Source organism: Streptomyces sp. NPDC002088 (assembly GCF_040296605.1).
Lineage (GTDB): Bacteria > Actinomycetota > Actinomycetes > Streptomycetales > Streptomycetaceae > Streptomyces.
The window spans coordinates 11,919-27,045 of record NZ_JBEOXO010000001.1; the positions used below are offsets into that span (position 1 = coordinate 11,919).

10 protein-coding genes and 1 pseudogene are annotated in these 15,127 nt (G+C 70.9%); 8 read left to right on the top strand and 3 right to left on the bottom strand.

Annotation, left to right across the window (positions count from 1 at the left end; translation table 11 throughout):
* The first annotated feature begins 60 nt into the window (after positions 1-60).
* The gene (locus ABT114_RS00065) at positions 61-1,275 is read left to right on the top strand and encodes an acetyl-CoA C-acetyltransferase (RefSeq protein ID WP_351136806.1); all 1,215 of its coding nucleotides are present in this window, start codon (positions 61-63) and stop codon (positions 1,273-1,275) included.
* Between the two features lie 39 nt (positions 1,276-1,314).
* On the top strand, positions 1,315-3,492 hold the full coding sequence (locus ABT114_RS00070) for a 3-hydroxyacyl-CoA dehydrogenase NAD-binding domain-containing protein (RefSeq protein ID WP_351136808.1): 2,178 nt from the start codon (positions 1,315-1,317) through the stop codon (positions 3,490-3,492).
* A gap of 70 nt (positions 3,493-3,562) precedes the next feature.
* Here the strand turns inward: ABT114_RS00070 and ABT114_RS00075 are convergent, their stop codons facing one another.
* Entirely contained in the window at positions 3,563-4,267 is a 705-nt protein-coding gene (locus tag ABT114_RS00075) for a MerR family transcriptional regulator (RefSeq protein ID WP_351136810.1), read from the bottom strand.
* A gap of 269 nt (positions 4,268-4,536) precedes the next feature.
* On the opposite strand from ABT114_RS00075, the gene ABT114_RS00080 reads away from it, so the two are divergent.
* From ABT114_RS00080 to ABT114_RS00090, 3 genes and pseudogenes are all read left to right on the top strand, one after another.
* Complete coding sequence (locus tag ABT114_RS00080) at positions 4,537-6,012, top strand: amino acid permease (RefSeq protein WP_351136812.1); 1,476 nt, start codon at positions 4,537-4,539, stop codon at positions 6,010-6,012.
* A gap of 42 nt (positions 6,013-6,054) precedes the next feature.
* Positions 6,055-6,577: pseudogene (locus ABT114_RS00085) on the top strand (macro domain-containing protein).
* Positions 6,574-7,497, top strand: coding sequence for an adenosine kinase (locus ABT114_RS00090; protein WP_351136814.1), 924 nt, complete (start codon positions 6,574-6,576; stop codon positions 7,495-7,497). Before ABT114_RS00085 ends, ABT114_RS00090 begins: the two are co-directional and overlap by 4 nt.
* Positions 7,498-7,679: 182 nt before the next feature.
* Here ABT114_RS00090 and ABT114_RS00095 read toward each other — a convergent pair whose 3' ends face one another.
* Entirely contained in the window at positions 7,680-9,164 is a 1,485-nt protein-coding gene (locus tag ABT114_RS00095) for a M1 family metallopeptidase (RefSeq protein WP_351136816.1), read from the bottom strand.
* Positions 9,165-9,363: 199 nt separating this feature from the next.
* Between ABT114_RS00095 and ABT114_RS00100 the strand changes: the two genes are divergently transcribed.
* A complete protein-coding gene (locus ABT114_RS00100; RefSeq protein WP_351136818.1) occupies positions 9,364-11,316 on the top strand; it encodes a Xaa-Pro dipeptidyl-peptidase in 1,953 nt (650 codons plus the stop codon).
* Positions 11,317-11,337: 21 nt separating this feature from the next.
* Here ABT114_RS00100 and ABT114_RS00105 read toward each other — a convergent pair whose 3' ends face one another.
* On the bottom strand, positions 11,338-12,294 hold the full coding sequence (locus tag ABT114_RS00105; protein ID WP_351136820.1) for an FAD-dependent oxidoreductase: 957 nt from the start codon (positions 12,292-12,294) through the stop codon (positions 11,338-11,340).
* 66 nt (positions 12,295-12,360) lie between these two features.
* Here ABT114_RS00105 and ABT114_RS00110 point away from each other — a divergent pair, with 66 nt between their 5' ends.
* Both ABT114_RS00110 and ABT114_RS00115 read left to right on the top strand, forming a co-directional pair.
* Positions 12,361-13,383 carry an oxidoreductase gene (locus ABT114_RS00110; RefSeq protein ID WP_351136822.1) on the top strand — a complete coding sequence of 341 codons (1,023 nt, stop codon included), beginning with the start codon at positions 12,361-12,363 and terminating at the stop codon, positions 13,381-13,383.
* A gap of 48 nt (positions 13,384-13,431) precedes the next feature.
* The gene (locus tag ABT114_RS00115) at positions 13,432-15,072 is read left to right on the top strand and encodes an ABC-F family ATP-binding cassette domain-containing protein (RefSeq protein WP_351136824.1); all 1,641 of its coding nucleotides are present in this window, start codon (positions 13,432-13,434) and stop codon (positions 15,070-15,072) included.
* Positions 15,073-15,127 lie beyond the last annotated feature (55 nt).

Here is a 15,127-nt window from a genome sequence, read left to right on the forward strand (position 1 = left end):
ACGGCTCCGACGCCCGCCCCTGATACCGCTCGGCAGAAACCCTCGTTGAAAGGCTTGTCAGTGAGCACCGAAGCGTACGTGTACGACGCGATCCGCACCCCGCGCGGGCGCGGCAAGGCCAATGGGGCCCTGCACGGCACGAAGCCCATCGACCTGGTCGTCGGACTCATCCACGAGATCCGCGACCGCTTCCCGGGCCTCGACCCGGCCGCGATCGACGACATCGTGCTCGGTGTCGTCGGCCCGGTCGGCGACCAGGGCTCCGACATCGCGCGGATCGCCGCCGTCGCCGCCGGACTGCCGGACACGGTGGCGGGCGTCCAGGAGAACCGCTTCTGTGCCTCGGGCCTGGAGGCCGTCAACATGGCCGCCGCCAAGGTGCGGTCGGGCTGGGAGGACCTCGTCCTCGCCGGTGGCGTCGAGTCGATGTCCCGGGTGCCGATGGCCTCGGACGGCGGCGCCTGGTTCAACGACCCGATGACCAACCTCGCCGTCAACTTCGTGCCGCAGGGCATCGGCGCCGACCTGATCGCCACCATCGAGGGCTTCTCGCGGCGGGACGTCGACGAGTACGCGGCGCTCTCCCAGGAACGCGCGGTCACGGCCTGGAAGGAGGGCCGCTTCGAGCGCTCCGTCGTCCCCGTGAAGGACCGCAGCGGCCTCGTCGTCCTCGACCACGACGAGCACCCGCGCCCGGGCACCACCGCCGACTCGCTCGCCAAGCTGAAGCCGTCGTTCGCCGACATCGGCGAACTGGGCGGCTTCGACGCCGTGGCCCTGCAGAAGTACCACTGGGTGGAGAAGATCGACCACGTCCACCACGCGGGCAACTCCTCCGGCATCGTGGACGGCGCATCGCTCGTCGCCATCGGCTCGAAGGAGGTCGGCGAGCGGTACGGGCTCACCCCGCGCGCGCGGATCGTCTCGGCGGCCGTCTCCGGCTCCGAGCCGACCATCATGCTCACCGGGCCCGCGCCCGCCACCCGCAAGGCCCTCGCCAAGGCCGGCCTGACCATCGACGACATCGACCTCGTCGAGATCAACGAGGCCTTCGCGGCCGTCGTCCTGCGCTTCGTGAAGGACATGGGCCTGTCCCTGGACAAGGTCAACGTCAACGGCGGCGCGATCGCGCTCGGCCACCCGCTCGGCGCCACCGGCGCGATGATCCTCGGCACCCTCGTCGACGAACTGGAGCGCCAGGACAAGCGGTACGGCCTCGCCACGCTCTGCGTGGGCGGCGGCATGGGCATCGCCACCATCGTCGAGCGCCTGTAACTCCCCGGCGGACCTCAGACTTCTACGGAGACACCTGTCATGACCAAGAGCACCACCATCCGCTGGGAACAGGACCGCACCGGCGTCGTCACCCTCGTGATCGACGACCCCGACCAGTCCGCGAACACCATGAACCAGGCGTTCCGCGAGTCGCTCGCCGTGACCACGGATCGCCTGGAGGCCGAGAAGGACTCCATCCGGGGCGTCATCATCACCTCGGCCAAGAAGACCTTCTTCGCGGGCGGCGACCTGCGTGACCTGATCCGGGTCACGCCCGACACCGCCCAGGAGCTCCTCGACGGCGGCCTCGAGATCAAGCGGAACCTGCGCCGCATCGAAACCCTCGGCAAGCCGGTCGTCGCGGCGATCAACGGCGCGGCCCTGGGCGGCGGCTACGAACTCGCTCTCGCCTGCCACCACCGCATCGCCCTCGACGCCCCCGGCTCCAAGATCGGCTGCCCCGAGGTCACCCTCGGCCTGCTCCCCGGAGGCGGCGGCGTCGTCCGCACCGTACGCCTGCTCGGCATCACCGACGCCCTGCTGAAGGTGCTGCTCCAGGGCACCCAGTACAGCCCGCAGCGCGCCCTGGACAACGGGCTCGTCCACGAAGTGGCGGCCACGCCCGAGGACATGCTCGCCAAGGCCCGCGCCTTCATCGACGCCAACCCCGAGTCGCAGCAGCCCTGGGACAAGCCCGGCTACCGCATCCCCGGCGGCACCCCGGCCAACCCGAAGTTCGCGGTGAACCTGCCCGCCTTCCCGGCCAGCCTGCGCAAGCAGACCAACGGCGCCCCCTACCCGGCCCCGCGCAACATCCTCGCGGCCGCCGTCGAGGGCGCCCAGGTCGACTTCGAGACCGCCCAGGTCATCGAGGCCCGCTACTTCGTGGAACTGGCGGCGGGCCAGACCTCGAAGAACATGATCCAGGCCTTCTTCTTCGACCTCCAGGCCGTCAACTCCGGCGCCAACCGGCCGGGGGGCGTCGAACCCCGCCAGGTCCGCAGGGTCGCCGTGCTCGGCGCCGGGATGATGGGCGCGGGCATCGCCTACTCGTGCGCCCGCGCGGGCATCGACGTCGTTCTCAAGGACGTCTCGCTGGAGGCGGCCGTCAAGGGCAAGGGCTACTCCGAGAAGCTGTGTGCCAAGGCGGTCTCCCGGGGCCGTACGACCCAGGACAAGGCGGACGAGCTGCTCGCCCGCATCACCCCCACCGCCGACCCGCGGGACCTGGCGGGCTGTGACGCGGTGATCGAGGCCGTCTTCGAGGACACCGCGCTCAAGCACAAGGTGTTCCAGGAGATCGAGCACATCGTCGAACCCGACGCCCTGCTGTGCTCCAACACCTCCACCCTCCCCATCACCGCACTCGCCGAAGGCGTCGAACGCCAGACCGACTTCATCGGTCTGCACTTCTTCTCGCCCGTCGACAAGATGCCGCTCGTCGAAATCATCAAGGGCGAGCGGACCGGCGAGGAGGCCCTCGCCCGCGCCTTCGACCTCGTCCGGCAGATCAAGAAGACGCCGATCGTCGTCAACGACTCGCGCGGCTTCTTCACCTCGCGGGTGATCGGGCACTTCATCAACGAGGGCGTGGCGATGGTCGGCGAGGGCGTCGAGCCCGCGTCCATCGAGCAGGCGGCCGCCCAGGCGGGCTACCCGGCCAAGGTGCTGTCCCTGATGGACGAGCTCACGCTCACCCTGCCGCGCAAGATCCGCAACGAGTCGAAGCGGGCTGTCGAGGAGGCCGGCGGCACCTGGCCCGCGCACCCCGCCGAGGCGGTCATCGACCGCATGGTCGACGAGTTCGGCCGCACCGGCCGCAGCGGCGGCGCCGGCTTCTACGAGTACGGGGAGGACGGCAGGCGCGCGGGCCTGTGGCCCGGGCTGCGCGAGCACTTCACCAAGCCCGGCCACGAGATCCCGTTCGAGGACATGCAGGAACGCATGCTCTTCTCCGAGGCGCTCGACACCGTCAAGCTCCTCGAAGAGGGCGTGCTGACGTCCGTCGCCGACGCCAACATCGGCTCCATCTTCGGCATCGGCTTCCCAGGGTGGACCGGCGGCGTCCTGCAGTACATCAACGGCTACGAAGGTGGCCTGCCCGGATTCGTGGCACGCGCGCGTGAACTCGCCGAGCGCTACGGAGACCGGTTCACCCCGCCCGCCCTGCTGGTGGAGAAGGCGGACAAGGGAGAGACCTTCACGGACGGGCGCTGACCTGCCGCCGAGCGACACGGCATCCCCGTCCGGGCACCACAGCCCGGACGGGGAGACCGGACCGGCGCGCCTAGGCCGGGGGCGTGCCCGGGAGCCACTCCCGCAGCTCCTGCCTGAGCGACCGCTGGAAGGTGGTCAGCAGCGCCTGCACGATCAGCGGCTGCATGTGCGCGGACAGTGACTTCACCGCCCGGGCGTCGCGCTCCGAGACCTCGCCGCGCAGCAGCTGGGACAGCTCGTGCGCCGCCGCGCGCGAGTGCTCCAGCAGCACGTTCCTGGCCGCGAGGATCGACTCCTGGGCGAGCGGCACGTCCAGCAGTTCCACACCGAGCCGCAGCAGCCCGAGATCGACGCGGTAGCCGTCCCCGGCCCGCTCGACGACGTCCATCGCCACCAGCCGGTCCACGTCCTCCTCGGCCAGCGGTCGCCCCGCCCGGCGCCGCAGCTCCTCACGGGACACCGTCTCCACCGCGTCCGGCGCCCAGGAGGCGACCACCGCCCGGTGCAGGGCGAGGTCGTGCGCGCTCAGATCCGCGGGCAGCCGTCGCAGATAGCGTTCGATCGCCGCCAGTGTCATGCCCTGGTGCTGCAGCTCCTCGATCAACGCCAGACGCGCGAGGTGCTCCCCGCCGTAGTGCCCCACCCGGCGCGGACCGATCACCGGCGGCGGCAGCAGACCCTTGGTGCCGTAGAAACGCACCGTGCGGACCGTGACTCCGGCCCGGGCGGCCAGCTCGTCGATGGTGAGGGTCGGCTCCTCGGCGTCGGTCGTCATGCGCAGCAGTATCGCTGTCTCACCAGTGCTGTGACACCTGGATCGCACCATTGGCGACCGTGCATCGCATGATCGAGGACAGTGCATCGCACCATGTGACGACCGTGTGAGAAGTGACGCCATGTGACGTGAACCATCGCATGGGGTCCGATTTGTCTGGGAAGGTGCTGGCTCGGTCTGTGCCCGAGACACCAACGGCAGGCACGGCCGATGCCCATACGGAAACCCGGGCCCACGACGCCCGGGCGCACCAGAGAGTGGTACCACCCGTGAGCAAGGATGCCGTGCACACGCCACAAGCCGCCGCCCGTCCCCAGGCGACCGGCACGCCAGCGGACGCGGGCGACGCCGGCTACAGCAAGGACCTCAAGCACCGCCACGTCAACATGATCGCGATCGGCGGCGCGATCGGCACCGGACTCTTCCTGGGCGCAGGCGGCCGCCTCCACAACGCGGGCCCCGCGCTCGCGCTCGCCTACCTCGTCTGCGGCGTCTTCGCCTTCTTCGTCGTCCGCGCCCTCGGCGAGCTGGTCCTGTACCGCCCGTCCTCCGGTTCCTTCGTGTCGTACGCGCGCGAGTTCCTCGGCGAGAAGGGCGCCTACGTCGCCGGCTGGATGTACTTCCTGAACTGGTCGACGACCGGCATCGCCGACATCACCGCGATCGCGCTCTACACGCACTACTGGAGCATGTTCACGAGTGTCCCCCAGTGGCTGCTCGCCCTGATCGCGCTGGCGGTGGTCCTGGCCGTCAACCTCATCTCGGTGAAGATCTTCGGCGAGATGGAGTTCTGGTTCGCGATCGTCAAGGTCGCCACGCTCGTCGGCTTCATGCTGATCGGCATCTTCCTGCTGGCCACGCAGCACGACGTGGGCGGCAGCACGCCCGGCCTGCACGTGATCACCGACCACGGCGGAGTCCTCCCGCACGGTGCGATGCCGGTCGTCCTCGTCATGCAGGGCGTGATCTTCGCGTACGCCGCCCTGGAACTGGTCGGCGTCGCCGCCGGCGAGACCGCCGAGCCGGAGAAGGTCGTCCCGCGCGCGGTGAACTCGATCATGTGGCGGGTCGGCCTGTTCTACGTCGGCTCGGTCGTCCTGCTCGCCCTGCTGCTGCCGGGCTCGGTGTACTCGGCCGACCAGAGCCCGTTCGTGACGGTCCTGTCGAAGATCGGCATCCCGGCGGCCGGCGACGTCATGAACCTCGTGGTCCTGACCGCCGCCATGTCGTCGCTGAACTCCGGCCTGTACTCCACCGGCCGCATCCTGCGCTCCATGGCGATGGCGGGCTCCGCGCCGAAGTTCACCGCCCGTATGAACCGCAGCCAGGTTCCGTACGGCGGCATCCTGCTGACCTGCGCGGTGTGCGTCCTCGGCGTCGGCCTGAACTTCCTCATGCCGAGCCAGGCCTTCGAGATCGTGCTGAACGTCGCCTCCCTCGGCATCATCAGCACCTGGGTGATCATCATGGTCTGCCACCTGGTCTTCGTCCGCCGCGCCAAGGCCGGCCTGGTCACCCGTCCCTCCTTCCGGCTGCCCGGCAGCCCGGCCACGGAGATCGTCACGATCGCCTTCCTGCTCGCCGTGCTCGGCCTGATGTGGAACGACCCCGAGGTCGGCCGCAAGACGCTCCTGCTGATCCCGGTGATCGCGGTCCTGCTGGTCGGCGGCTGGTTCGCGCTGCGCCGCCGGGTCGCCCAGTCCGCGGACCAGGAGCTGACCGAGCTCTCGAAGCACACGAACTAGCTGGTCACAGCCACTGTCAGTGGCGTCGCCCACAATGGCGTCATGTCGGAGATCACGTATGTCCGACATGACGCCACCGTGCCGTCGGTCAAGGGCGTCAAGGTGATCGCCCATGTCTGCAACGACACCGGGGGATGGGGCAAGGGCTTCGTCCTGGCCGTGTCCCGCCGCTGGCCCGAGCCGGAGGCGGCGTACCGCGCCTGGCACCGTGCCCGCGCGTCGAACGACCTCGGCCTGGGCGCGGTCCAGCTCGTCCAGGTCGAGCCGTATGTGTGGGTGGCCAACATGGTGGGCCAGCGGGGCACACTCCCCCACGCTCGGCTTCGCTCGCGCGGGGGGACCCCCATCGGCAGCAAGCGTCCCCGTGCGCTACGAGGCGATCGACGCGGCGCTGGGCCGCCTGGCCGACCAGGTGATCGAACTCGGCGCGTCCGTCCACATGCCCCGGATAGGCTGCGGCCTGGCCGGTGGCAGGTGGTCCCGCATCGGGCCGCTCATCGCCGAGCGCCTGGTGAAGCGGGGCATCGAAGTGACGGTGTACGACCATGGGGAGGGGCCGAGTTGAGCCGTGACACCGACGTCCTCGTGCTGGGCGGCGCGGGCGTGGACACGATCGTGTACGTGCCGGAGCTGCCGCTCCCGTACGCCGACAGCTACATGATCGACAGCGGGATCCGGGCCCGCGCCGGGCAGACCGGCGACTTCGTCGCCCTCGGTCTGAGCGCCCTCGGCCTGCGCACCCACCATCTCGACCTGCTCGGCGACGACCCCGAGGGCGACCTGGTGCGCGCCCTGCACCGGGAGAAGGGCATCGCCCTCACCGAGATCCCGCAGCCCGCCGGCACCAAGCGCGCCGTCAACCTCGTGAGCCCGGACGGTCGCCGCCTGTCGCTGTACGACACGAGCCGCGGCCACGCCGACGACCGCCTCCCCGAGGACACGGTCCGGGTCCTGGCCGAGGCGAGCCGCCACGCGCACGTGTCCATCACCCAGCCCTGCGCCCACGCCCTGCCCGTGCTGCGCGAGGCCGGCGTGAGCATCTCGACCGACCTGCACAACTGGGACGGCGAGAACCCCTACCAGGAGCCGTTCGCGTACACCGCGGACGTCGTCTTCCTGTCCACGACCGCGCTGTCCGACCCCGAGCGGACCATGCGCCGCATCGCCGACCGGGGCCGGGCCGAGGTGGTCGTCGCCACGGCCGGAGCCGAGGGCGCCTATCTGCTGGCCGACGACGAGCTGACCCGCATACCGGCGGTCGCGCCCGCGTCGCCGGTGGTGGACTCCAACGGCGCGGGCGACGCCTTCGCGTCCGCGTTCCTCTTCGGCTGGCTGAACCGCGAGGCGCCGCAGCGCTGCGCCCGGTACGGAGCGGTGGCCGGCGCCCACGCCTGCACCGTGCCGGCCACCCAGGCCGACGCGATCGGCCGGGACGAACTCCTCGCCCGGGTCGCCGAGCCGGAGCCGGGGACCACCACGCGCTGAGCGCTCCGCGGGAAGCGCGCTGACGAACCCGCGGGCCGGTGCGGGCTGGTCGCGCCCACGCGGCGCAGCCGCATGTCGACACAGCCCCGCGCCCCTTACGGGGCGCGATACCGCACCGGACTTCGTCAAGGCTGCTCAGGCGGCCCGGGGCACCCGCCCCGAGCCGCACCCATCGCTCGCGATCAGTCCTCGTGCACGTCGTTCGTAGCCGCGATCTTCTTCCACGACTTCGGCTGCGGCGGAACAGAAGAGACCTTCGCCACGGAGGCCGTCGGCGCGACAGGCTTCGACGGCTGGAACAGCCAGGTGTCGAACAGCGCGGTGAGGGACTTCCCGGACACCCGCTCGGCGTAGGCCTGGAAGTCGGCGACCGACGCATTGCCGTACGCGTGCTCCTGCGGCCAGCCCTTCAGGACGGCGAAGAACGCGTCGTCGCCGATCTCGTTGCGCAGCGCCTGGACGGCGAGTGCGCCCCGGTCGTATACGGCGATGTCGAACTGGTTGTCCGGGCCCGGGTCGCCGGGCTTGACCGTCCAGAAGGCGTCGTCGGCCGGGTGCGAGGCGTACACGTAGTCCGCGAGTTCCTGCGTCGTGCCCTCGCCCTCGTGCTCGGACCACAGCCACTGCGCGTAGCGTGCGAAGCCCTCGTTGAGCCAGATGTCCTTCCAGCCCTTGAGGGACACGGAGTCGCCGTACCACTGGTGCGCCAGCTCGTGCACGACCACCGAGGTGTTGGAGCCGTTCGCGAACTGCCGCGGGCTGTAGTAGACGCGGGTCTGGGTCTCCAGCGCGAATCCGGTGGTGGTGTTGGGCACGTAGCCGCCCGCCGAGCTGAAGGGATACGGCCCGAAGTAGCCGCTCAGCCAGTCGACGAGCTCGCCGGTGCGCTCCACGCTCGCCCGCGCCGCCCCGTCGTTGTCGCCGAGGTCCTTGCTGTAGGCGTTGACGACCGGCACGCCGCCCTCGGAGGTGCTGGTCGTGATGTCGAACCTGCCGAGCGCCAGCGTGGCGAGATAGGTCGCCTGCGGCTTGTTCTCACGCCAGTTGTAGCGGGTCCAGCCGAGCTTCGAACTCGTCGACTGCAGCGTGCCGTTGGAGATGGCCTGGGTGCCGTCCGGCACGGCCACGGACACGTCGTAGGTCGCCTTGTCGAGCGGGTGGTCGTTGCTCGGGAACCACCACCAGGCCGACTCGGGCTCGTCGGCCGCGACGGCGCCGTCCGGGGTGCGGTGCCAGGTGGAGAAGCCGTACGCGCTCTTCGTGGACGGCACTCCGCTGTAGCGGACGACGACCGTGACCGGCGTTCCCTTGGCCAGCGGGGACTTCGGGGTGACCTCCAGCTCGTGCTGCCCGGAGGTCGCGAACGTCGCCTTGGCGCCGTTGACGCGCACCTCGCTCACGTCGAGCAGGAAGTCCAGGTCGAAGCGCGACAGGTCCTGCGTGGCCTTCGCCAGGATCGTCGCCGTACCCTCCAGCTCGTCCGTGGCCGGCTGGTACGTCAGCCGGACGTCGTAGTGGGAGACGTCGTATCCGCCGTTGCCGTAGGCCGGGTAGTAGGGGTCGCCGATGCCCGGTGCGCCGGGGGAGTAGCTCGCGGCGGATGCCGGGATCGCCAGCAACACGGAAGCCGCAGCGAGTGCGCCCGGCGCGATGATTCTGCGGTGCACGAAAGCTCCAAATGGTAGGGACACGAAGTCTGTTCGAACCCTATTGAGTCCCTGTACCCCCACGCGTGTCGACGCTCCCCGCTGTCACACGATCGCCATTCGGCCGTCACGAGCCGAACGGCCCCACGACGCTCCCCCGCACCCATGGGCGTCCGGTTGGCCTCTTCTGCACGGGAGTTGACCGATGTAGCGTCCGCGCATGCCAACACGCATGCGCTTCACGATCTGGAGAACGCTCGCGACAGCGGCCGTCGCCGCCCTGATGGCCGCTTTCCTCACCCCGGCGGCGGCCCACGGCGCCCCGCGGGAGAGCAGGCCCGTCTACTCCTACGCCGACGCCGTCCGCGAGGCCGTCTGGGTGGACACCGGACTCGACGGCGACGGCGACGGGAAGACCGACCGCGTCGCCGCCGACATCGTCCGGCCCCGCGAAGCGGCCGAGCAGGGCCGCAAGGTGCCCGTCATCATGGACGCCAGCCCCTACTACTCCTGCTGCGGCCGCGGCAACGAGAGCCAGAAGAAGACGTACGACGCCGCCGGCAACGTCGTCCAGATGCCGCTGTTCTACGACAACTACTTCGTGCCCCGCGGCTACGCCTTCGTCGGCGTAGACCTCGCCGGCACCAACCGCTCCGACGGCTGCGTGGACGTCGGTGGCCGCTCCGACATCCAGTCCGCGAAGGCCGTGATCGACTGGCTGAACGGCCGGGCGAGGGCGTACACCACCCGCACCGGCACGACCAAGGTGCAGGCGAGCTGGACCAACGGCAGCACGGGCATGATCGGCAAGAGCTGGGACGGCACCATCGCCAACGGCGTCGCCGCCACCGGTGTGAAGGGCCTGAAGACCATCGTCCCGATCAGCGCCATCTCCTCCTGGTACGACTACTACTTCGCCAAGGGCGCCCCGCTCTACGACTCCGGCCCCGACTGGCTCTCCGACTACGTCGACAGCCCCGACGCCCGCACCAAATGCGCCGCCGTGCAGCAGAAACTCGTCGACGAGGCGCCGCGCACCGGCGACTGGACCGATCTGTGGAGCGAGCGCGACTACGTCAAGGACGCGAGCAAGGTGAAGGCGAGCGTCTTCCTCGTCCACGGCCTCCAGGACCTCAACGTCCGCACCAAGAACTTCGGCCAGTGGTGGGACGCCCTCGCCAAGCAGGGCGTCGAGCGCAAGATCTGGCTCTCCCAGACCGGCCACGTCGACCCCTTCGACTTCCGCCGCACCGCCTGGGTCGACACCCTGCACCGCTGGTTCGACCACGAACTCCTCGGCTACGACAACGGCATCGACCGCGAGCCCATGGCCGACATCGAACGCCACCCCGACCAGTGGGCCACCTCCACGGTCTGGCCCCCGCGCGGCACGCAGGCGACGACCCTGCGCCCCGCGACCGGATCCCGGGCGGGCGTCGGCACCCTCGGCCTGCGCAAGAGCACCGGCACCGAGACCTTCACCGACAACCCGCAGCTCAGCGAAACCGACTGGGCCGCGCAGATCGACACCGCCACGCCCGACAAGGCAGGCTTCGTGACGGGGCCCCTCACCGACGACCTGCGCCTGTCCGGCTCCTCCGAGGTCACCGTCACCGCGACCCCGACGACCGCGACGGCCCACCTCTCCGCCGTCCTGGTCGACCTCGGCCCGGACACCATCCGCGACTACGCGGCGAGCGGCGAGGGCATCACCACCCTCACCGACCGCACCTGCTGGGGCGTGAGCAGCACCGGCGACAGCGCCTGCTTCAAGGAGACCCAGGCGAAGACCGCCGACGTCGACTACACGGTCCTCAGCCGCGGCTGGGCCGACCTCGGCAACTACGCCTCCGATCTGAAGGGCGTCCCCCTCACCCCGGGCAAGGCGTACACGATCACCCTGGACCTGGCCGCCACCGACCACATCGTGCCCAAGGGACATCGTCTGGCGCTGATCGTGGCGGGCACGGACAAGGACCTCATCGACCCGCCCTCCACCACCCCTACCCTCACCGTGGACCTGTCCCGCACCTCGGCCCGGGTCCCGCTCGTCGGCGGCGCGGCCGCCTTCGCGCGCGCCACAGCCGGATCGGCGGTCGAAGCGGCCGAAGCGGTCGACGCCGGGACCCTGGACGGCGTACGGGCACCGCTGAACGCCCACCGGATCCCGTAAACGCTCAGATCCCATGAGCGCTCAGGAGGCGGCGGTGGCCAGTGCGGCCGCCTCCTGAGCGCATCCCCAGGCCACCGTCACGCCCGCGCCGCCGTGACCGTAGTGGTGCACCAACACCCGCCCGTCCGGCAGCGGTTCACGCTCCAGCCGCACGGTCTCGCGCGCGGGCCGCAGCCCCACCCGGTGTCCCAGGATCCGCGCCCCGGCGATCTCCGGCCGCAGCGCCGCGCACCGCCGTACGATCGCCTCCGCCACCGCGGGGTCGGGCTCCGTCGACCAGACGTCGTCCTCCGCTGTGCCGCCCAGGAGCAGCCGGCCCGGCTGCGGGAAGATGTACGCCATCTCGCCGGCGGCGTTAGTGGCGACGAGCCAGGTGCGGATCCCGGGGTTCTCCACGACGACCAACTGCCCCCGCACAGGCCGTACCGAGGGGTCCGGCACCAGGTCATGGGCGCCCAGCCCCGTGCAGTTGACGACGACCGGGGCTTCGGCTTCCGCCAGGTCGGACACCGTACGCTCCTCGACCGAACCGCCCGCCTTCACCAACCGCTTCCGCAGCCACGGAAGATGCGCCGCCATGTCGATCAGCGGCAGCCGCGCCCACACGCCCGTCCCGGCGTATTCGTCAGCCGTCGCCGCACGCAGCCCGGGCAGCCGGGTGGACGCCCAGCCGGCCACCTCGTCGAGGTCCGTCTCGCCCAGCACCCCTTCGGCCAGGCGTACGCCGGTCACCTCGGGCCGCTCGGCCAGCTCCTCGTACACGTCCAGTGACCGCAGCGCCCACGTCCGCGCCGACGCCACCGGCTCGATGTGGTACGGCCACCACAGTGCGCCGGCGACCGCCGAGGTGGTCCGCTCGACCGGATCCCGCGTCCACACCCGCACCCGCCGGCCGCGTTCGGCCAGCACGACGGCCGTCGTCAGCCCGATCACCCCGCCGCCGACCACGATCACATCGTCACTCGATTCACGTGCCACGCAGGGACGTTAGCGGAATATGTCATGCCGTGCTCAGAACGCCGCCACTCTGGGAATACTCACAGCATGTCTGCCGCGTACGTGACCTTCGGCCTGGCCCCGGCGATGCGCGCCGGTGCGGTGCTCGCCGACGGTGGCTACCAGATCCACCGGGACTTCCTGGACTTCGTCGTCGACGGGCGCCCGTTGCTGTACCAGCTCTCCGACCTCGATGCCGTCTCCCCGCTCGCCTCCGACATCCCGCCCGCGATCTTCACCGAGCAGGTCCGCAACCTCCTCCTGGAGGCGCAGGCGCCACTGCCCGGCGGACGGTACGTGATCTACGGCTGTCCCGAGTGCGCCGACCTCGCGTGCGGCGCGGTCACCGCCGTCATCGACAGACACGGCGACGACTTCGTCTGGCGGGACTTCGCCTGGCAGACGGAGGAGGACGTCGACCTGGAGCTCAACGGCTACCACGGCATCGGCCCCTTCCGCTTCCACGGCCACGAGTACCGTGCGGCCCTGCACTCCCTGCTGAACGACCACGATCATGCGAGCCGCCGCCGGGTGCTGCTGATCGGCGCCCGCGTCGCCCTCCTGGCCAAGCTCGCCGCCGCCCTGCGCACCATCGGCATCGGCGCCGACATCACCCGCGACGCACACGACGTGCCCGCCGACGAGCTGCGCGCCTACGGCGCCGTCGTCTTCGGCGCCACGGTCGGCGAGGCGGAACGCGCCGCCGTACGCGACTCCTTCGAGCGAGCCGGACTCGACGTCGCCTACGTCGAGGGCCTCGCCCCGATCGTCCCGCTGCTCGTCGCCCAGATCGAACACGCCCTGGACCGCAGCCCCGCCGGTCAGCGCCGCCTCACCCGGCTGGTCGCCGCCGACGGAGAGGCGGGCGTCGAGGTCACCTCGCCCTGCCGTGTCCGCCTCACCACGTACCGCCTCGACCTTCTCTCCCGCACCCATACGCACGAGGTCTTCGACGGTGTCCTGGAACCCGGCCGGCACCGCATTGCCCTCGACGCGAAGGCGGTCAAGGGCGCGTCCTTCGTGGTGGCCAGGACGTCGGGAAGCGTGCTGGTGGAGGCGATGCCCCGCTGACCGGTCCGCCATCCGGCCGCCAGGCCCTGTCGTAGGATCGACGACCTGATGACTGCCACCCTCGTCGCCAAGAACCTCGCCGCCGGACACGGCGACCGCTCCCTCTTCACCGGGCTCGACCTCGTCGTCGCGCCCGGTGACGTGATCGGTCTCGTCGGTGCCAACGGCGCCGGCAAGTCCACGCTGCTGCGCCTGCTCGCCGGGCTGAGCGCACCGGAGCAGGGCGAGCTCAGGCTCTCCCCGCCGACGGCGACCGTCGGCCATCTCCCGCAGGAGCCGGAGCGGCGGCCCGGCGAGAGCGTGCGGGAGTTCCTCGCCCGCCGCACCGGGGTCGCCGCGGCCCAGCTGGCGATGGACGAGGCCACACAGGGGCTGGTCGACGGCGCCCCGGGCGCCGACGACGCCTACGCGACGAGCCTGGAACGCTGGCTCGACCTCGGCGGAGCCGACCTCGACGAGCGGGCCGCGGAGGTCGCCGACTCGCTCGGCCTCGGCGTCGGCCTGGACCAGCCGATGACGTCCCTGTCCGGTGGCCAGGCCGCCCGCGCGGGCCTCGCCTCCCTCCTCCTCTCCCGCTACGACGTCTTCCTGCTCGACGAGCCCACCAACGACCTCGACCTCGACGGCCTGGAGCGCCTCGAACGCTTCGTGACCGGCCTGCGCGCCGGCACCGTCGTGGTCAGCCACGACCGCGAGTTCCTCACCCGTACCGTCACCAAGGTCCTCGAACTCGACCTCGCCCAGCAGCAGATCAACCTCTACGGCGGCGGCTACACGGCCTACCTGGAGGAGCGGGACGTGGCCCGCAGGCACGCCCGCGAGGATTACGAGGAGTACGCCGACAAGCGGGCCGCCCTCCAGGACCGCGCGCAGATGCAGCGCTCCTGGATGGACAAGGGCGTCAAGAACGCCCGGCGCAAGGCGAACAACGACAACGACAAGATCGGCCGCAAGTTCCGCAGCGAGGCCAGCGAGAAGCAGGCCGCGAAGGCCCGGCAGACCCAGCGCATGATCGAACGGCTCGACACCGTCGAGGAACCGCGCAAGGAGTGGGACCTGCGCATGGAGATCGCCGCGGCACCGCGCTCGGGCGCGGTCGTGGCGACCCTGCGGGACGCCGAGGTACGGCGCGGCGACTTCACGTTCGGCCCGGTGTCCCTGCAGATCGACTGGGCGGACCGGGTCGCGGTCACGGGCGCGAACGGAGCCGGCAAGTCGACCCTGCTCGGCGCGCTCCTCGGCCGCGTCCCGCTGGACGCGGGCCACGCCGCCCTCGGCTCCGGCGTCCTGGTCGGCGAGGTCGACCAGGCCCGCCAGTTGTTCTACGGCTCCGAGTCCCTGCTGGACGCGTTCTGCGCGGCGGTCCCCGACACCGAACCGGTCGAGGTTCGCACGCTGCTGGCCAAGTTCGGCCTGAAATCGGACCACGTGCTGCGTCAGGCGTCGACCCTGTCACCCGGCGAACGCACCCGCTCGGCGCTGGCCCTGCTCCAGGGCAGAGGCGTCAACCTCCTCGTCCTCGACGAGCCGACCAACCACCTCGACCTGCCGGCCATCGAGCAACTCGAGACGGCCCTCGACGCCTACGAGGGCACACTCCTGCTGGTCACCCACGACCGCCGCATGCTGGACGCGGTACACGTGACACGCCGCCTGGAGGTGGCGGACGGCAAGGTGACGGAACGCTGACGCCCTTGTCGCTGTCCGGCACGACGACGGGCCCGGCCCCCGTACGACGTCGGGG

Bases quoted from the DNA above. Each gene is read 5' to 3' on its own strand.
- ABT114_RS00070 (WP_351136808.1), top strand. From the start codon at position 1,315: ATGACCAAGAGCACCACCATCCGCTGGGAACAGGACCGCACCGGCGTC.
- ABT114_RS00075 (WP_351136810.1), bottom strand. From the start codon at position 4,267: ATGACGACCGACGCCGAGGAGCCGACCCTCACCATCGACGAGCTGGCC.
- ABT114_RS00100 (WP_351136818.1), top strand. From the start codon at position 9,364: ATGCCAACACGCATGCGCTTCACGATCTGGAGAACGCTCGCGACAGCG.
- ABT114_RS00110 (WP_351136822.1), top strand. From the start codon at position 12,361: ATGTCTGCCGCGTACGTGACCTTCGGCCTGGCCCCGGCGATGCGCGCC.
- ABT114_RS00115 (WP_351136824.1), top strand. From the start codon at position 13,432: ATGACTGCCACCCTCGTCGCCAAGAACCTCGCCGCCGGACACGGCGAC.